Genomic DNA, 18,579 nt, shown 5'->3' on the forward strand with positions numbered 1-18,579 from the left:
TATCAAGTTAAGAAAGCTATTGAACTCAGAAAAGGGTAATAACAGGATGGGTCCCGGAAAGGAGAAAAGAAGACAGGTTCTTTGTAGGGCAGGGAAGGTTATCTCGGACGATAACTCTGGCAATGAAGACATCGGAAGTGACTTTGTATTGAATACAAACCAATCTAATAAACTGAAAGAGGGGTAAGGACGCCCCCAACGTTTCAAGGAGGATTGACACATGTCACTTCGCATTAATCACAACCTGGCGGCTTTGAACGCGCACCGCAACCTGGTCAACACTACCAATTCGTTGTCCAGTTCGATGCAGAAGCTGTCGTCCGGTTACCGGATCAACAAAGGTTCCGATGATCCTGCTGGTTTGGTGATCAGTGAACAATTCCGTGCGCAGATTGCCGGTCTTAACCGCGCGATCGGAAACTCGGAAGGTAGCATCAGCATGATTCAGACTGCTGAAGGTGCTCTTACCGAGATGAACTCTCTGCTCGTGAGCATGAGAGAACTGGCCATCCACGCGGCCAACGAAGGCTTCAACGATGCCGACCAGTTGGCTGCCGACCAGGCGGAGATTCGTAACGCTCTGGCTACGATCGACCGTATCGCTGCCAACACCCAGTTCGGTACCAAGAACCTGTTGGACGGCACCAAGGAAAACGTCGCCACTATCACCAGTGGTAACACCTCCCTGGCTACGCTGACCAACTCCAACCTGCGCACCGGCACCTACTCGATCGCGGCCACCAAGACCGCCGATCCGACAGCAGCCTTGAATACCACTTCACTGGGTATCTCGCTGAACTACACCGACGGTAATCCGACCAACCTGGCCGAAGGCGTGCACAACCTCGATGTCGTGCAGGCTTCCGACGTGGCCAAGCGGACCTCCAACAGTGTGGATATCACCGATGCCTGGGGTAATGGTCTGGAAATTGCGAATGGTGTTCTCGATGCCGCCGCCACCGCGACTCTGACTTCAGTTGCCGCCGGAACCACGGCTGTTGCCGCCAACGCCGGTAGCTACACCGTTCTGGTCAGCTACCAGGAAAACGGTGGGACCCCGGTCACCAACAAGGCCATCCAATTCGACGTGGCCGATACCGATAGCTGGGCAACTATCGAAGCTGCCCTGCAGACTGCTCTTGACAACGACACCGATTTGGCCGGCAAGGTCAACTCGCAGTTGAGCACCGCCGATGGTGGCGCCAGCTACTCCATGCAGTTAGTGGCTGCCAACAAGGGTGCTCAGTACTCGATCCGCACTGAGGCTTCTTCGTCAACAGCCACCACCGCAATTCTGTCGTTCGCGCAGGGTGATGACCGTGGCGTTTCCGATGCCAACCTGACCTTCACCACTGTTACCGATCAGCAGGGTACGTTGACGGCCGAGAACATCCAGATTGCCGATGCCACCTACAGTGACATGGCTACTTTGGTCACAGCATTCAACACCGCTATTGCCGCTGCCACCTATGCCAGCGCCACCAGTGACATTAAGGCTGTTCTGGACGGTACCGACAAGATCCAGATTCAGTCCGTTGATGAAGGCTCTGACTATTCGATCGCTCACGTGACCGTTGGCGCCGACACCGAAGAACTCCAGAATGTTCTGGGCTTTGGTGGAAGCGACACTCTCGCTGCGTCCGGTGTTGATGCCATCATCAACTTCAACGACTATGCGAACACGATCACCTCGATCAAGGCCGATGACGGCGGAACTCAGCAGACGTTCACTCTTGAAACGGCTGCCCTGGGTGACGCTTCCCGCGCCACTCTGGATATCCAGTATGCCGAGGCTACCCAGAGCGGAACGGAAACCGGAATCAACACCGGCGCCATGCTTCTGACTGCTACGGCGACTAAGTTCTCGGTCCAGCTCAACGGCGGACCGGCGACTATCGCCACGGCCGGCCAGGACGCCACCATCTACAATGGCGACCGCACCGAGCATATCACAGTCAACTATGGTCTGACATCCGCCGGTGGTAACGAGACCATCAGCAACACCGATCAATCACTGGTCTTCCAGATCGGTGGTAACGTCGGCCAGACCGCCAACATTTCACTGCGCAATATGGCAGCTACTGCTCTCGGAACCAACAATGACGGGAACATGTTTGCCAACCTGTCGCTGATCGATGTGACTACTTCGGCCGGCGCCCAGGATGCGCAGAGACTTATCGACCAGGCTATTAATGAAGTGTCCACGACTCGTGGTACTCTCGGTAGCTTCCAGAAGAACACTCTGGAATCCAACCTGAGAAACCTGCGTGTTGCCGCTCAGAACCTCACGGCTTCCGAGTCGCAGATTCGTGACACCGATATGGCCAAAGAGATGTCCGAATTCACCAAGAACCAGATCCTGATGCAGGCCGGCACGGCCATGCTTGCTCAGGCTAACCAGGTTCCGCAGGTGGTTCTGTCACTCTTCGGTTAATAGGTTAGTACATAGGAACTTTACATTCCGGGGGGGAGGGTTCTTCCCCCCGGAAATCGATTATGCAAATGCTACCGGAATATGACATTGAAGTCGGAAGGTACAGGAGGTAACAATGCCGGGCACACAGTCTATCGCGGGAATCAACTCCGGGCTTGATACCAACGCCATCGTCGATGCAATGATCGAATTCGGGCGTGCCAATGCGTATGTCCTCGAAGCCCAACAAGCCGAAAAAGGGAATATCATTACCGCCCTCAAGGCGCTTGAGGCTAAGATCCTCGGCCTTAAGGCGCAAATCTCGCAGTTGAACCGCAGTTCGACATTTGAAAAAACCTCAGTAACAGTATCCGACTCGGCCTATCTGACGGCGTCGGGCTTTGGCAAGGTCGGCACCGGGCAGTATGATCTTCAGATTCTTTCGTTGGCTCGCAACCATCAGATGGCCAGCCAGGGATTCGATGACCAAACCTCCGACGATATGGGCACAGGGACAATTGATATCCAGGTCGGGAACGGATCGGTGCGAACGATCACCATCGACAATACCAACAACTCTCTGATGGGAATCAAGAATGCCATTAATGAGGCCGATATCGGCGTCACCGCTACCATCATAAATGACGGCTCCGACACCAATGCAAATCGCCTGGTCCTGAGCGGCGACCTGACCGGTCGCGAGAACAGTATTGAAATCACCTCCAACCTAACCGGTGGCCTCAACCTGAACTACACTGATAGCATATTCGACGTTCCGGAAACAATTACATCCGCCACCGGCAGTTCCTCGACGATTTCGCTTGGCGCCAGCGCTGATTTCACCGGCGCCGAACACAAAACTTACACCTTTACCGTCCAGGGTACAGGCGAACAGACGATCGGCTCCGGCACGATTACTGTCGACTGGACGGATGGTACCAATTCCGGCTCTATCGATGTGGACGCAGCCGGGCAGGTGCAACTGACAGGCGCAGGCGCCGACGGACTTTGGGTGGACTTCGGCGCCGGCATTCTCACCGCCGGTGATGAATTCTCGGTGTCGACATTCACACCAACGCTGCAAGAGGCTTCCGATGCCAAAGTGTCATTGGGTTCGGCGGGTGGGTCCGGTTCTCCGATTACCGTTACCTCCACCACCAATACCATCAGCGACCTCATTGCCGGAGTGACCCTGAATCTCAAAAAGGTAACCGACCCCGGCGACAGCGTCGGAATCGAGGCCAAGCTTGACACCACTTCGGTCAAGTCCCAGATCAAGAGTTTCATAACTGCCTACAACGATGTCATCGGATTCATCGACCAACAGAACGAATATGACGCAGATACCGGCTCGACCGGCGTGCTCTTCACTGACTCCAGTGTATGGACGATGCAGCGTTCCTTACGCGCGGCTGTCGGTCGGGGTGTAGCCGGTCTTGGTGGAGAGTTCAACCAGCTCTTTTCTATAGGCATCCGGACCAATGCCTCGGGCGAATTGGCGATTGTGGACGCCTCCAGGCTCGATGCGGCTTTAGAAAACAATATTGACGAAGTCGTCCGGTTGTTCACAGCCGGCGGCGACTCCACTAACTCTCTGATAGAATTCGTAGCGGCTGATGCGCAGACCCAAACCGGCTACAGTTACCTGGTGGACATCACCAATGCAGCCGAGAAAGGCACCTATGTCGGCACCAGCCTGGCTGATCCGGCCACCACCGGCATAACGATAACATCCACCGACGACGAACTGAGGTTGAAAGTCGACGGTGTTATCTCCGGGACTCTTCAACTGGCACATGCCACCTACAATTCATCAACCGCCCTGGTAGACGAAATTCAAAAACAGATAGACGCCGATTCGGTGCTTAAAGGGCGCGGCGTGACCGTCGAATGGATCGACACCGGTGGCAACGGATACCTTAAGTTCACCAGCGGTACTTACGGTTCCGAGTCGAAAATCGACATTGATACCGGCTTGAACAATCCGGCTGACGCAGTCCTTGGCCTTCAGAATGGAACGGCCACTGACGGCGAGGACGTGGCCGGGACCATCAACGGTGAAACAGCCGAAGGCAAGGGTCAGGAACTGACCGGCGTCGAGGGTAACGAGTTCACCGCCGGACTCAAACTTAGAATCAACCTCACCAGTGCGCACGTGGGCGCCGGGGCTGAAGGTTTTGTAACACCAACCAAAGGAATTGCCGCCAAAACCAACGATCTGCTGACCAGCTTGACCAGAGCGGTCGACGGAACTTTCGCCAGACAGATATCGAACTATGAAAAGCAGGTTGAAGTTCTTGCCGATCGTATCTCCGATATCGACGAGCGACTGGCTGTACGGCGGGACACTCTTTTGCTTCAGTTCTTCCAAATGGAAACAGCTTTGGGTCAGTTGAATTCGCAGCGAGATTTCCTCAACCGGCAACTGGCCGGTATAAACAACAACTGGGGACTTATACAGAAAGATAACTAGATAGGAAAGTACAGAATGGATGGAACCTTACGGTCGTATGAAGCTGTCGACACGCTCGGCAAAACTCAAGTTGAACTGGTAATCAAAGTCTATGACGGTGCTTTGGCCTCTTTTCGTGCGGCCCAGGCAAGCTACACCGACCAACAGTATCAGGCAGGTTACGAACACCTCGAGAAAGCCAAGAGTTTCGTGGTGCATCTGTATACCACTCTCGACCTGGAACAAGGGGGCGAGGTTGCCGCCAATCTGGCCAAAATATACAGTTACGTTGTCAGTCGGATCGACGCCGTGGAGGCGACCAAAGATTTGTCCGAAATTGACGATATCATAACTGTATTGACCAACCTGAAATCAGGCTGGACGGAATTGAAACAACAAGAAGCCAAATCCACCCTGCCGGTTCCGACCCCGCCACCGGCCGGCGGTGGTTTCGCGACATCCGGATAGACATGGACAGCTTGGATTATAATGCCATCAGTCGACTGGAACGAGAATTGATCTTCGTTCTCAAAGAAGAATACTCATTCTATCAGTCACTCTATATCACGATGGATAAGCAGCGTGATTCGATCAAGTTCGATCAGGATGAGCACCTGCTGGACCTCTTTGCCGAAATCGAACGTTGTCACCGACGCATCAAGACATCCGAAGACAAAGTTGTCACGCTGAAAGCCAAACATCCGCAGATGTTCCGCGTGGCCGCGGCCAAGCCGGAGGTCAAGAAACTGGTGAACAGTATTGCCACCATGGTCAAGAAGAATATGACCCTGGTCGCTGAGAGCGAAGAGTATCTCAGGAAGCGTTACGAACGCATAAGATCGGAATTGGGAGAACTCAAGAACAGTCGCAAGATTCTTCAGTATATGAGCGAGGGCGACCATGCCCCGCAGTTTGTCGATGGTAAGAACTGAAGTTGTGTGGCTGGTATAGATCGTGGATGACCACAAAGATGATCGTCACCGAAATAGGAAGGTAGATGGTGATGCTATGAAAATCGGACCAAGTCAAGATCAACCGGCGTTGAACGAACCGATCAAAAAAGCGGTCGACAACGCCCGGGAATCGTCGGGCGGCACCAGCGCGGAAGAACAGTCGAAGGAGACCAGGAGTCCCAATCAGGCCGGCCTGACCGAGGACACCGTGCAACTGTCTAAGGCCCAAGGAACGCAGATCGATCCGGTTGGCTACGACAGTCAGGAGCTGCGTGACCAGTTGGCGGCGGCCAGGGCTCGGGGCAATGATCAAGTGTCGACGACCGGGGCCAAGAAGGAAGCCGCTAGCACAAAACTCGAAGCTGTGCGCCAACGGATCGACAGCGGGTTCTACTTCTCGAAGGAAGTGAAAGAGAAAATCGCCGACATACTCGCCGCTGAGTTTATCGGCAAATTACCAGAGCAGGAAGACCTGTAAGACAACATGGAAACAGCCACGATTGACAACAAAGTAAAGCAGGTGATCTCGAATATTCGGAATCTGCCGACGCCTCCGATTGTATTTCACCAGATTCAAAAGGTGATCTCCGACCCCAACTCATCGGCCGGGCAGGTTGCCTCGGTGTTGGCCGAAGATCCGGCCATGTCGGTCAAAGTGCTGAAACTGACCAACTCGGCATTCTACGGCCTGGCCCGCGAGATCGAGTCGGTCAAACATGCGGTTATGATTGTGGGCATGGAGGCTATCAAGAACCTGGTCTTGTCGGCCTCGGTGCTCGATATGTTCAAGAGTTCAGATATCGACCAGGAGTTTCAGGAAGCGTTCTGGCGTCATTCATTGGCCACGGCTTTCTGTGGGCGCTTGTTGGCGCGTCGACTTAACGCGCACGGCATGGTCGACCCCGATACCGCGTTTTCATCCGGTCTGCTGCACGATGTGGGTAAACTGATAATCTCCTGTTTCCTGCCTGAAGAAAACGCCAAGTTCCAGGAGGCCCGCAAGGACGACGAGGAGTCTCCGGATTTTGAAGTCGAGGAACGGGCACTTGGATTTAACCATGCTCAGGTCGGGGGCTTTTTGGCCACTCAATGGAAACTGCCCAAACGTCTGGCCGACTCAATCAGCTATCATCACCGCCCGCAATTGAGCGAAGATGAACTCCCCGTTGCCTACCTGGTACATTTGGGCGACCATATCGCCCGGAAGACTTTCCTGGACCCCAAGCGCGGAGACATTATCGGCAGCCTGGAAGATGGGGTCATGGAGTTTCTGCAGATCACCGACGATGACATGATGACATTCGTGGCCTTGTTGCGCGAAGAGTATGTCAAAGCCGAGACTTTCATGCAGATGGCCGGCATGTCGTCGTAGTCATTCCATAACCAAATCCACCTACGTCATTCTGGCGAAGGCTAGAATCCAGTCTTCACCCCTTGGCACAAAGCAATTGCAATAGTAGGGCAGGATCCCTGTGATCCTGCCGATTTCGGCGGCATCGCAGGGATGCCGCCCTACTAAGAGAAGATTATTGATAAATCGAAGAGAGTTTTGTATCTTTTTGCGCTTGCTGGTAAAAGACCCATCGATTCAATGGTAGGATATCCAAAGGGGTCTCATGCGGGCGCAGGCCGGGATCAATGTATTGAGGATGAAGAATGGCAGATGGCTTCAAGTATGACGTATTCCTGAGCTACAACTCGAAAGACAAACCACGGGTGCTGCGGCTCGCGACACAGCTGAAGAAAGCGGGGCTGCGGGTGTGGTTCGATAAATGGGTGGTCAAACCTGGCGACGATATCTACCTCGCCATCGAGCGCGGAATCGAAACCACACGTACGCTACTCCTCTGTATGACCCCGAACGCACTTGCCTCCGACTGGGTGGCTCTGGAACGGAGCAGCGCCATCCATCGCGATCCGGCCAACGAAGGGCGCCGCTTCATCCCACTGCTGCTGGCCGACTGCAAACTGCCGGACACGCTGAGGCGCTACAAGTATGTGGATTTCCGGGAGGAGTCGGACGAGGAGGCAGCGTTTGCCGAACTGCTGAGCGTCTGCCAGCCCGATGCGGTTGATGCGCCGCTCATGGCCAAGCCCGCGCCGAAGAAGAAGATACTGAAGAAGAAGCCACCTCCAAAGAAGCCGAGGCCAAAGACACCGCCGGAAGAGACCGAGCCGCTGGCGGTTCTGGAACGCAAGCTCACCGGGCACAAGGGCTGGGTCTGGAGCGTGGCCGTCAGCCCGGATGGGACATGGGCGGCGTCCGGCTTACTAGACAGTACGGTCCAGATTTGGGATATGGAGACTAGTGAGTGCCGGGCGACGCTGAAAGGGCATACGGACCACGTGAACTCCGTTGCGATTACGCCGGATGGGAAACGAATTCTGTCGGGTTCGGCTGACCATTCCGTTCGTGTTTGGAATGCAAGCTCGGGACGGAGACTGGCGATGTTGAAGGGTCACACGCATCACGTCCGCTCGGTGGTCGCCTTGCAGGACAACGCCCGCGCGCTTTCTGGCGGATCGGACAACATGCTCAGGTTGTGGGACCTCTCATCGCGTTCATGCCTCAAGACCATAGATTGCGGGCCGAACGGCGGCGACAACATTTTCACCTGCGCCGTCAATCGGGCGGGGACACATGCGCTGTCGGGGCATCGGGACGGACGAATTCGACACTGGGATCTGGAAGCGGGCGAGTGCCTCGCGACCCTGAAGGGCCACTCGTCCATTGTGAAGTCAGTCCAGATCATGCCGGACGGACGGTTCGCTGTTTCGGGTTCGGACGACAAGACGGTCAAAGTCTGGGACCTGGAAGCGGGGTCTTGTGTCGGGACATTGGAGGGCCATCAGAACAAAGTGCATTCGGTCGCCATCCCCCCCGACTTCAGCTTGATCGCCTCCACGGGATTCCAGGACAAAACAGTCCGGCTCTGGGATTGGAAATCGGGGGCCAGCTTGCAAGTGATCGAGTATGAGTTGGCTGTGTCTCCGATTTCCGTCACCTTCAGCCCCGATGGTTCGCGGCTTGTGGTGGGCACTGCCCTGGGTCCCATCTACGTCTATCGCCTCACCGACGTCCGCGCGGCGCCGCCGGCCGAGGCAACGCGTCGCTACGTGAACGCTAAGGTTGTGTTGATCGGCGAGAGCACGGTCGGCAAGACGACATTGGCCCATCGGCTAGTCAAGGATCGATACGTAAAAACCGATTCGACGCATGGAATGAATGTCTGGCGGCTGGATTTGCCCCCTGCAACTGATGAAACAGATGAGCGCGAAGCTTTGCTTTGGGACTTTGCTGGCCAATTGAGCTACCGCGAGATTCACCAACTCTATTTGGATCAGACAGCTTTGGCACTGCTGCTCATCAATCCGCAGAAGGACGATCCCTTTGCCGAGGCTGGCGATTGGATCAAGGCGCTAGAATCAGCAGCAGCCCAACACGACACAAATCCCGAAGTTCCCAAGGTGCTGATTACGACGAGAAGCGATGTCGGTGGGGTAATGGTCAGCGAGAGAAAAATCAAAAGGTTCTTGCAGGAGTACGATTTCAAGGCTTGGCTCTCCACGGGAGCGAAAAAAGGCGAGAATTGCTCGGACAAGAAGAACGGCGGCCAGCCCTCGAAGCTGAAACAATTGATCGCCGAAAACATTCCGTGGGACAAGCTGGAGTGGACAAGCACGCCGCGCCTTCTGGCCGAATTGAAGAAGGCTGTGATGGCCATGCGCGACGAGTCGGACATTCGGCTGCTCCGTTTCGCCGAACTGGCGCAACGGCTGGAGCAGGCGCTGCCGGTGGAGAAATTCGGCGCGTCCGATGTGCGCACGGCGGTGACACTGCTGGCCAATCACGGTCTGGCTCGCCCCTTGAAATTCGGCGACCTGGTGCTTTTGCAACCGGAACTTATCAACGGCTACGCCGGGGCGATCATCCGCGCCGCCCGCGCTCACACCGATGAGATCGGTTGCGTACCGGAGGCAGACATCTACCAGCCCGGTTTCGATTTCACCGGCGTCGAACGGTTGAAGAATCGCCCCGATGAAGAACTGCTTCTGCGGGCGCTGGTTCAGACCTTTCTTGACCACTCGCTCTGTATCGCCGAGGAGACGCCGCAGGGGCGGCACCTGGTCTTTCCCTCACAATACCGCCGGGAAAAGGACATTCCGCATGAACCGGACATCTTCGTATCCTACACATTCAGTGGCGAATGGCAAACGGTGTGGACCACGCTGGTGGTGCGGCTGTGGTACAGCAATGAGTTCGAGCACCGCGAGTTGTGGCGCAACGCGGCGGAGTTCGCCTTCTCAGACCTCACGCTCGGTCTGAAGATCGGCAACCAGCCGGGCGAAGGCACGGGGACAATCAGCCTTTATTTCGACAAGGAGGTGCCGGACGAACTGAGGGTAATCTTTATCGAGTATGTCCATCGCCACTTGGCCAAGTACGGCTGCGAGGTGACGCGCGACCGTCGCTACGTGTGCCAGGACTGTGGCAAACCGGTGAAGGATCTGGACGCGGTGCGGCGGCGGATGGAAAGGAAGAAGGATTTCATAACCTGCCAGGAATGCGACGAGCAAGTGCCGTTCATCGACTTTATCGAGCAGCGCCTCAAGAGCGATCCGGTGGCGCGAAAAATCCTGGCCATGGACGAGACGGCCACGCGCCAACTCGACACCCAAGCGCTTGAGCAAATCCTGATCGGCCACATGATGGCCATCGCCGGCGACGCGAATCAGATCTTCCGTCCCGTGACAATGTTCGAGTACGGTATCGACGGGGAAGTGGAGTTCAGAGACAACGACGGCAAGGCCAGTGGGAAGAAAATCTGCGTGCAACTCAAGAGCGGCGACTCTTACCTGCGCACTCGGAAGGCCGATGGCAACGAGGTCTTCGATGTGAAGAATGATCGACACCTCGAGTATTGGCTGAGCCTCCCCGTGGATGTGTATCTGGTCATTCGCCAGACAGACGGCACGACCGACGGGCAGGTCATCCGATGGATGAACGTGACGCGTTACCTGAAGGCGCGGAAAGACAAGAAGAACCGTCAGATTGTTTTCCAAGGCGTGAAGCTGGACATGGAGGCGGTGTGGAAGGTGCGGGATGAGTTCTTTGGGCAGGCGTCCAGTAAGAAGCGGAAGCGATAGACAAACCGGAGTCACTGAGCGTTGGGCGCCGTCTGATCCGTATCGAAGATGGATTCCGGGTCAAAGCCCGGAATGACAGACTTTAGACCCCAAACAGTATTGGCGGGTTCGAAGACGAACCCACCCTACATTCGAGACTTTTGAGGGTGCCACCCGCAATGAAGAGAATCGGCTTCGCCGATGTCAGGTCTCTGAGAGAAGAGAGACCTGACCTACTGTTAAGAGGCCCAAGCCTAATTCAATATGCCCGTCCAATTTAGGCCTTGACAAAAAACCCGACTAAGACTATTTTCGAAAGCCGTGCGTAGGTAGTGTAGTCTTTGACCGACACTACATAAAAGTAAATGAGTTGGGCGATTAGCTCAGATGGTTAGAGTACTTGCTTGACATGCAAGGGGTCACTGGTTCAATTCCAGTATCGCCCACCATATAGATGACAACAGCGGACATCGGCTGGATAGAACCGCCGAACCTCCGCTTTTCGTTTTGTGATAGGTTAGAGAGTTTTAAGATGCCGCAGCTACAGTTGACAATGCCCGACGGTTCGGTCAAGGCTTATGACCGTGGCGCTACTGGTTTGGATGTGGCGCTATCAATCTCGCCGCGACTGGCCAAAGCAGCCCTGGCCGTGAAAGTAAATGGGCAGGTGATGGACCTAACCGCCGGTATCGATATCGACGCACCTATCGAGATTCTGACTTTTGATCAGCCCGAAGGTAAGCAGGTGTTCTGGCACTCCAGCGCACATATAATGGCCCAGGCGGTTCAGGAACTGTTCCCCGGCGTTAAGCTGGCTATCGGACCGGCTATCGACGTAGGTTGGTATTACGATTTCGATGTCCCGGAACCGTTCTCGCCTGCAGACCTCGAGCGTATCGAAAAGAAAATGAAAGAGATCATCGCCGAAAACGCAGTGTTCAGTCGTTCCGAGCGCCCTCGCGCGGAAGCTCTCGCAAAATGCAAGGCTGAGGGTGACGTTTACAAGGCGGAAATCTTAGAAGAGCTCGAAGACGACACGGTTTCGTTTTACAACCATTCCCGGTTCGAAGACCTCTGTCGCGGCCCACACCTGCCGAAGACGGGCTTGGTGAAAGCTTTCAAATTGACTTCGAGTTCCGGCGCATACTGGCGTGGGGATGAGAGACGGCCGATGCTTCAGCGTATCTATGGTGTCGCCTATCCCAAAAAAGGGATGCTCGACGAGTATCTGGAACGACTCGAAGAAGCCAAGAAACGCGACCACCGTCTGATCGGCAAGCAGCTGGAGTTGTTTACGATAAACGAGGAAGTCGGTGGCGGGCTGGTGCTCTGGCTGCCCAACGGCGCTCGTATCCGCAACGAGATCGAAGACTTCTGGCGGCAGGAACACACCAGGGCCGGCTACGAAATCGTGTTTTCGCCGCACATAGCCAATCTCGAACTTTGGGACAAGTCCGGACACACCGATTTCTATAAAGACGACATGTACAGCCCATTCGAGGCCGAGGGCCGCGCCTTCCAGCTAAGACCGATGAACTGTCCGTTCCATATTTCGATGTACAAGTCGCGCCGCTGGTCCTACCGCGACCTGCCGCTTCGCTGGGCCGAACTGGGGACGGTCTACCGGTTTGAGCGGGGTGGCGTTTTGCACGGATTAATGCGGGTGCGCGGATTTACCCAGGACGACGCCCACCATTTCGTCACTCAGGAGGGGATGGAGGACGAGTTGGTCTGGCTGCTGGATTTCTGTGTCAACCTGCTGAAGGCTTTCGGTTTCTCGAATTATGACATATTTCTGTCCACCCGACCGGAGAAGGCCATCGGTGATCCGGCCGATTGGGATCGTGCTCAGGACGGCCTTAGGTCCGTTTTGGATAAATCCGGCCTTGAATACCAGGTCGATGAGGGTGGTGGCGCTTTTTACGGTCCTAAAATCGATATAAAAATCAAAGACGCTCTGAACCGGAGCTGGCAGTGCTCGACTATCCAGTTCGATTTTTCCTTGCCGGAACGGTTCGATCTTCATTATATTGCAGCCGATGGTCAACAGCGGCGACCGTTTATGATTCACCGGGCGCTGCTGGGTTCGATCGAACGCTTCTTTGGTGTTTTGATTGAACACTATGCCGGTAATTTCCCTTTGTGGCTGGCCCCATGCCAGGTAAGGGTGCTACCGATAACTGACGATCTTAACGAGTACGCAGCTGCTGTCGTCGAGCGCTTGAAAAATCGCGACATCAGAGCCAAGCTTGATTCTCGGTCGGAGAAGATCGGCGCTAAGATTCGTGACGCCGAAATGCTCAAAGTGCCGTATATGTTTGTTGTCGGCAAGCGAGAAGTCCAGGAGGACTCGGTCGCGGTGCGCAAGCACGTAGTCGGCGACATTGGCGTGAAAACAATTGATGCGGCAGTTGAAATGCTGCTGGAAGAAGTTGCTACGAAAGGACTAAATGCGAGTTGAACTGATGATTAACAGGAGGGTTTCATAAGCAGCAAAGAGCTTCGGGTCAACACCCGAATCAAAGCCACGCCGGTTAGACTGATCGGTGACGACGGCCAACAGTTGGGCATTGTACCCATCAATGAGGCCCTTGACAAGGCTCGGGATGTTGAGCTTGATTTGGTGGAAGTATCTCCCAACAGTCGGCCGCCGGTTTGTCGAATTCTTGATTATGGCAAGTTCAAGTACGAGCAGGCAAAGAAGGAGAAGATCGCCAGGAAGCGTCAGCACAGCTACCAGATGAAGGAAATGCGCTTTCGCCCCAAGATCGACGATCATGATTACAATTTCAAGTGTAAGCATGTTCGTGAGTTTCTGGAATCGGGCAGCAAAGTTCGCGCCTATGTCATGTTTCGCGGTCGAGAATTGGCCTACACCGAGCGCGGTCGCGAGTTGCTGTTGCGGGTGGCCGAAGACATGGTCAATATTGCCGTGGTTGACGTCGAGATTAAGCGCGAAGGGCGCAACATGAGCATGATCTTAGGACCCAACGCCGAGACCCTTAAGCGGCTGAAAGAAAGTACGCGCACAGCATCGCCCAAAGAGGCTGAAACCGTCGAAGTGGCTGAAAAGCCTGAGGCCGATGCAGAAAGCAGTGAAGAAGAAACTCCGGTGGAGACAGAAGCGACCAACACCGGGTCAGAATAGACCGAACATATAGCACAGCCAACAACGAGGATACGCTCGATGCCGAAAATTAAAACGGTGCGAGGAGCCGCCAAACGATTTCGCAAGACGGCTTCCGGAAAACTGAAAAGACATCACGCTTTTAAGACTCATATTTTGAACAAGATGAGTCCGAAGCGCAGACGTCAATTGCGCAAAAGTGCTTTGATATCAAAAGCCGACATGCCGCGCGTAAGTCGTATGCTGCCGAACCTGTAAGACGGCTGAACCTCAAGGAGAAGACAATGCCACGCTCGAAGAATAACGTAGCCGCCCACCGCCGCCATAAGAAGGTGCTCAAGAAAGCACGCGGCAACTACGGCGCCCGCAGCAAGCTCTATCGAACCGCCCTGGAGACGGTCAACAAGGGCATGAAGTACGCCTACCGTGACCGTCGCGCCAAAAAGCGGACTTTCCGCGGTCTTTGGATTGCCCGTATCTCGGCGGGAGCCAAAATGTGTGATACCAATTATTCAACTTTCATGCACGGCCTCAAAAAGGCAGGTGTGAACCTAAATCGCAAGGTCCTGGCCGATATCGCTGCTCGCGACATGGCCACATTCACCAACCTGGCAAAAATCGCCGCCGGCAACTAACTAAAAGCGAGCTCGATAATGTCGCTTTTGGAGGAAGTTGCCCGTCTAAGTTTACAGGCGCGAGAGCGGATCAGCACGGCTGATTCGCTCGCTTCGCTTAAAGAGGCTCGTGTCCACTACCTCGGACGCAAAGGTCCTCTTACGGCCATTCTAAAAGGTCTGAAAGACCTCTCCGTAGACGAACGCAAACAGGTCGGGGCCGAAGCCAACAAGTGCCGGGTCCAGCTTGAATCTGAATTCGATGCCGCCGAAGTAAAGTTCTCAGGCGATACCCCCCGCCAGTTGATCGACCCCACGCTGCCCGGTACCGCCCAGCGAGTCGGCGTCCGGCATCTGACCACCCAGGTCATCGATGAAATGTGTGGCATTTTTCACGGCATGGGCTTTGAGATTGCTCGCGGGCCGGATATCGAAACCGATCATTACAATTTCAGCGCTCTCAACTTTCCGCCGGATCACCCCGCGCGCGACATGCAGGACACCTTTTTTATCGAGGGTGACCGTTTACTCAGGACCCACACCACACCGGTCCAGGTGCGCGTGCTGGAAAAACAGAAACCGCCGATCAAAATTATCACACCCGGCAAGTGTTTCAGAAACGAAGCGATCAGTTCACGTGCCCATGTCGCCTTCCACCAGGTCGACGGCTTTCTAATCGACGAAGGGGTCACCATGGCCGACCTCAAGGGCACCTTGGTGGCATTTTGCAGAGCCTTTTTCGACGAGGGACTCAAGATCAAGTTCCGGCCGTCGTACTTTCCTTTCACGGAACCCTCAGCCGAGGTTGACATTGAGTGTTTCCTCTGCAAAGGCGACGGTTGCCCGGTCTGCAAAAAAAGCGGTTGGCTGGAGATTCTCGGCTGTGGAATGATTCATCCCAATGTGCTGGCCAACACCGGCCACGACCCCGAAAAATACACCGGACTGGCCTGGGGCATCGGTGTCGAACGTCCGGCCATGCTGAAGTATGGAATAAATGACATCCGGCTGTTCTACAATAACGATCTGCGTTTCTTGAGGCAGTTTATTTAGCCATGAAGATTTCCTACCAATGGCTCAGGGAATTATCCGGTCTTGATTGGTCACCGGACGAAATGGGCGACCGCCTCACCCTGGCCGGAACGGCTTGCGAGTATATCACACCCACCGCCGAGTATATGCGTGACGTGATTGTCGGCCAGGTGGTTGAACTAAGCGCTATCGAAGGAGCCGACAAGATCAAGAAGGCCGTAGTCGACACCGGCAGTGATACAGTCGAAGTCGTCTGTGGAGCGCCCAACGTTGCAGAAGGTCAAAAGATAGCCTTTGCCGGAATCGGGGCCAAACTGGTCGACGATTTCGTAATCAAGAAAGTTAAAATCCGAGGGGTTGAATCGGTCGGCATGATCTGCTCCGAACGTGAGCTTGGTATCTCGGATGACCACGCAGGCATTATTGTGCTGGACGACGATGCTCCCGTCGGCGGGTCGTTGGTTGAGTATCTCGATTACGATGACCAGATGCTCACTTTTGAACTAACCCCGAATCGAGGCGACTCCATGTCGGCAATCGGTATCGCCCGTGATCTGGTGGCGTTGGCCTCAATCAAGTTGAACCGTCCCGATAGTCAGGTTGCCGAAGGATCGGCAGTCGCATCTGACTACATCAAAGTGTCCATCGATGATGTCGATGCTTGCCCCCGTTATGCGGCGCGTGTTATAAAGGGCGTCCAGATCGCTCCATCTCCGTGGTGGCTTCGCAAACGATTGTTGGCATCCGGTGTGCGACCGATCTCAAACATTGTCGACATTACCAACCTGGTAATGCTCGAATGCGGTCATCCGCTGCACGCTTTTGATCTGGATCGGTTCGGCTCAAACGAAGTTGTCGTCCGCCGCGCCCGCGAAGGTGAGAAGTTTGCCACCCTGGACGGACGTGAGCACTCGCTTGATGAACAGGTGCTCTTGATTACCAACGGTAAGGAAGGGGTGGCCGCCGGTGGTGTGATGGGCGGGCTCAACTCCGAAGTCGAAGACGGTACCACGAACATTCTTCTCGAAGCGGCTTACTTCAACCCGAGCATGATTCGCAAGAGTCGTCGCAAACTCGATACCGTATCCGAGTCATCACAACGGTTTGAGAAGGGCGTCGACCCCAACGGCATTCGATATGCTCTGGACCGAGCGGCGCAACTGATGCACAAACTGTGTGGGGGAGAGGTTGCCCAGGGGATTGTTGATTGCTATCCGACAAGAATCGAACCGAGGGTCATAGAACTGCGCCCTGAACGCTGCAACGCGGTTCTTGGCAGCAACTACACCACCGAACGAATGAAACAGATACTGACCGATCTGGAGTTGAACGTGCAAGGGGATGGACCCTTGACGGTCACGGCGCCGACTTTCCGGCCCGATCTGGAAAAGGAGATTGACTTAATCGAAGAAGTGGTTCGGATCGAAGGGTTCGAGAGTATCGACGACGCTATCAATTGCATCGGACCGCTTTTCACACGCAGATTGCCCGAGGACAGGTTTGAGGATGAAGCCCGCGCCGTATTGACCGCTTGTGGATTCGATGAAATGCTCGATCACGGTTTAAGTCACAGCAAGCTGGCCACACTGTTCAATCCCGACCTGCCACAGGTGCGGATTCTCAACCCGGTGTCGGAAGAACTTGACATTATGCGCAACTCGCTGGTGCCGACAACGCTTGCCGCCGTGGCCCACAATCTGTCGCACCGTGTCATGGACGTCTGTCTATTCGAGTTGGGCAAAGCGTTCTTCTCAGGCATGTCCGACAACGACTGGCGTGAGGAGGACCGCTTGGTGCTGGCCGTCACGGGCAGTTCTCCCCAGGGTTGGCGGCAGACTTCGCGACCGTACGATTTCCATGATCTTGCAGGCGCCCTTGACAGCCTAGCCGAACACTTCCGCTGGTCCAGGTTTAGTTATGGACCGGAGCCGGTGTCGTTCCTCGACGATAAGCTATCTTTCCGACTGCTTCAGGGCAAGCGCAAGGTAGGGTGGGTCGGACGGGTGGCGGCGGACAAAGCTCGCCGAATGGGCATCAAACAGCCGGTCCTGATCGCCGAATTGTCGCTTGATGGTCTGATGGACACGCGCGACCAACAACTCAAGTTCACACCGCTGTCGATTTATCCGGCCGCGCCGCGCGACCTGGCGATTGTAGTCGATGAACATGTGGCCGCCGGTGATGTTACCGCTTGTGTGAAAAAAGCAGCCGGAGAGCTTGCGGAAGCGGTCGAGATTTTCGATCTTTACTCTGGCGACCAGATTCAGAAGGGCAAAAAGTCGATCGCCCTTTCGATCCGATACCGGTCACAGACCGGAAGTTTGTCGAACGAGCAAGTGGAAGCTACGCAACAACGTGTTGTCGGTGACTTAGAGCAGAAGTTTAATGCCGAGATTAGGATCAAAAAACCGTGAGTGACACTTTAGATCAGATATCGCAGAAGGTCGACCAATTGTTGCAGGTGGTCAAGAATCTGAAGACTGAAAACGCCACGCTTCAGGGCGAGAATAAACAGCTCAAGGCGCAGGTGGCTGATCTCAGCAAAGATCACAAATCGCTTTCGTTGCAAGCTGCCGATCAGTCGGAGGCGGTGCGTTCGAAGCTGCAACTGGTGCTCAGCCGTCTGGACGAGCTGGAAGAACTGGCTGGGCCATAAAAGGGCCATAAATGGCTTTTCTGAGCGGCGATGCTACATCTGCTCCCTGTTTGAGAACACACCCCGTCTCCGCCATCGGTGTACGACCGGGTACATAGGTTACACTTTAGACCGGGCACATGGGTAACACTTTTTTCTATTTCTGTTCTTTTTTGTCTTTATTGCTGTTCTCTCTTTTTGGTTTCCGTGGAAGATGTATTAGTCG

Annotated in this window: 14 protein-coding genes and 1 tRNA gene; all 15 read left to right on the top strand. The window is 54.8% G+C overall.

The features are described 5' to 3' along the window. Positions 1 to 220 precede the first annotated feature (220 nt). The 15 genes from OEV49_16345 (at position 221) to zapB (ending at position 18,374) form a co-directional block, all read left to right on the top strand. Entirely contained in the window at positions 221 to 2,434 is a 2,214-nt protein-coding gene (locus OEV49_16345) for a flagellin (protein ID MDH3892636.1), read from the top strand. 115 nt (positions 2,435 to 2,549) lie between these two features. Continuing rightward, positions 2,550 to 4,886: a flagellar filament capping protein FliD gene (fliD, locus tag OEV49_16350; protein ID MDH3892637.1), complete on the top strand. Its 2,337-nt coding sequence runs from the start codon at positions 2,550 to 2,552 to the stop codon at positions 4,884 to 4,886. A gap of 15 nt (positions 4,887 to 4,901) precedes the next feature. Further along, positions 4,902 to 5,333 (top strand): flagellar export chaperone FliS, encoded by a 432-nt coding sequence (gene fliS, locus OEV49_16355; GenBank protein ID MDH3892638.1) that lies wholly within the window; start codon positions 4,902 to 4,904, stop codon positions 5,331 to 5,333. A gap of 2 nt (positions 5,334 to 5,335) precedes the next feature. Beyond that, positions 5,336 to 5,797, top strand: a complete 462-nt coding sequence (locus OEV49_16360; GenBank protein ID MDH3892639.1) for a hypothetical protein — start codon at positions 5,336 to 5,338, stop codon at positions 5,795 to 5,797. 76 nt (positions 5,798 to 5,873) lie between these two features. Then, positions 5,874 to 6,296, top strand: a complete 423-nt coding sequence (locus OEV49_16365; GenBank protein MDH3892640.1) for a hypothetical protein — start codon at positions 5,874 to 5,876, stop codon at positions 6,294 to 6,296. 6 nt (positions 6,297 to 6,302) lie between these two features. Continuing rightward, positions 6,303 to 7,190, top strand: coding sequence for an HDOD domain-containing protein (locus tag OEV49_16370; GenBank protein MDH3892641.1), 888 nt, complete (start codon positions 6,303 to 6,305; stop codon positions 7,188 to 7,190). 284 nt (positions 7,191 to 7,474) lie between these two features. Continuing rightward, a complete protein-coding gene (locus tag OEV49_16375; GenBank protein ID MDH3892642.1) occupies positions 7,475 to 10,966 on the top strand; it encodes a TIR domain-containing protein in 3,492 nt (1,163 codons plus the stop codon). Positions 10,967 to 11,317: 351 nt separating this feature from the next. Next, positions 11,318 to 11,394: transfer RNA gene (locus OEV49_16380), tRNA-Val, on the top strand. Between the two features lie 83 nt (positions 11,395 to 11,477). Next, positions 11,478 to 13,406 (top strand): threonine--tRNA ligase, encoded by a 1,929-nt coding sequence (thrS, locus tag OEV49_16385; protein ID MDH3892643.1) that lies wholly within the window; start codon positions 11,478 to 11,480, stop codon positions 13,404 to 13,406. Between the two features lie 24 nt (positions 13,407 to 13,430). After that, entirely contained in the window at positions 13,431 to 14,093 is a 663-nt protein-coding gene (gene infC, locus OEV49_16390; protein ID MDH3892644.1) for a translation initiation factor IF-3, read from the top strand. A gap of 39 nt (positions 14,094 to 14,132) precedes the next feature. Then, positions 14,133 to 14,330, top strand: a complete 198-nt coding sequence (gene rpmI, locus OEV49_16395; protein ID MDH3892645.1) for a 50S ribosomal protein L35 — start codon at positions 14,133 to 14,135, stop codon at positions 14,328 to 14,330. A gap of 26 nt (positions 14,331 to 14,356) precedes the next feature. Continuing rightward, positions 14,357 to 14,707: a 50S ribosomal protein L20 gene (gene rplT / locus OEV49_16400; protein MDH3892646.1), complete on the top strand. Its 351-nt coding sequence runs from the start codon at positions 14,357 to 14,359 to the stop codon at positions 14,705 to 14,707. A gap of 18 nt (positions 14,708 to 14,725) precedes the next feature. Continuing rightward, the gene (locus OEV49_16405) at positions 14,726 to 15,739 is read left to right on the top strand and encodes a phenylalanine--tRNA ligase subunit alpha (protein ID MDH3892647.1); all 1,014 of its coding nucleotides are present in this window, start codon (positions 14,726 to 14,728) and stop codon (positions 15,737 to 15,739) included. 2 nt (positions 15,740 to 15,741) lie between these two features. Next, complete coding sequence (gene pheT, locus OEV49_16410) at positions 15,742 to 18,132, top strand: phenylalanine--tRNA ligase subunit beta (protein ID MDH3892648.1); 2,391 nt, start codon at positions 15,742 to 15,744, stop codon at positions 18,130 to 18,132. Further along, positions 18,129 to 18,374 (top strand): cell division protein ZapB, encoded by a 246-nt coding sequence (zapB, locus tag OEV49_16415; protein MDH3892649.1) that lies wholly within the window; start codon positions 18,129 to 18,131, stop codon positions 18,372 to 18,374. Before pheT ends, zapB begins: the two co-directional genes overlap by 4 nt. The last annotated feature ends 205 nt before the right edge of the window (positions 18,375 to 18,579 follow it).

Source organism: Candidatus Zixiibacteriota bacterium (assembly GCA_029860345.1).
Taxonomy (GTDB): Bacteria; Zixibacteria; MSB-5A5; order GN15; family FEB-12; genus JAJRTA01.

Coding starts and splice junctions, on each gene's coding strand:
- fliS (MDH3892638.1), top strand. CDS start 4,902: ATGGATGGAACCTTACGGTCGTATGAAGCTGTCGACACGCTCGGCAAA.
- OEV49_16345 (MDH3892636.1), top strand. CDS start 221: ATGTCACTTCGCATTAATCACAACCTGGCGGCTTTGAACGCGCACCGC.
- pheT (MDH3892648.1), top strand. CDS start 15,742: ATGAAGATTTCCTACCAATGGCTCAGGGAATTATCCGGTCTTGATTGG.
- OEV49_16405 (MDH3892647.1), top strand. CDS start 14,726: ATGTCGCTTTTGGAGGAAGTTGCCCGTCTAAGTTTACAGGCGCGAGAG.
- OEV49_16360 (MDH3892639.1), top strand. CDS start 5,336: ATGGACAGCTTGGATTATAATGCCATCAGTCGACTGGAACGAGAATTG.
- OEV49_16365 (MDH3892640.1), top strand. CDS start 5,874: ATGAAAATCGGACCAAGTCAAGATCAACCGGCGTTGAACGAACCGATC.
- OEV49_16375 (MDH3892642.1), top strand. CDS start 7,475: ATGGCAGATGGCTTCAAGTATGACGTATTCCTGAGCTACAACTCGAAA.
- rpmI (MDH3892645.1), top strand. CDS start 14,133: ATGCCGAAAATTAAAACGGTGCGAGGAGCCGCCAAACGATTTCGCAAG.
- thrS (MDH3892643.1), top strand. CDS start 11,478: ATGCCGCAGCTACAGTTGACAATGCCCGACGGTTCGGTCAAGGCTTAT.
- rplT (MDH3892646.1), top strand. CDS start 14,357: ATGCCACGCTCGAAGAATAACGTAGCCGCCCACCGCCGCCATAAGAAG.
- OEV49_16370 (MDH3892641.1), top strand. CDS start 6,303: ATGGAAACAGCCACGATTGACAACAAAGTAAAGCAGGTGATCTCGAAT.
- fliD (MDH3892637.1), top strand. CDS start 2,550: ATGCCGGGCACACAGTCTATCGCGGGAATCAACTCCGGGCTTGATACC.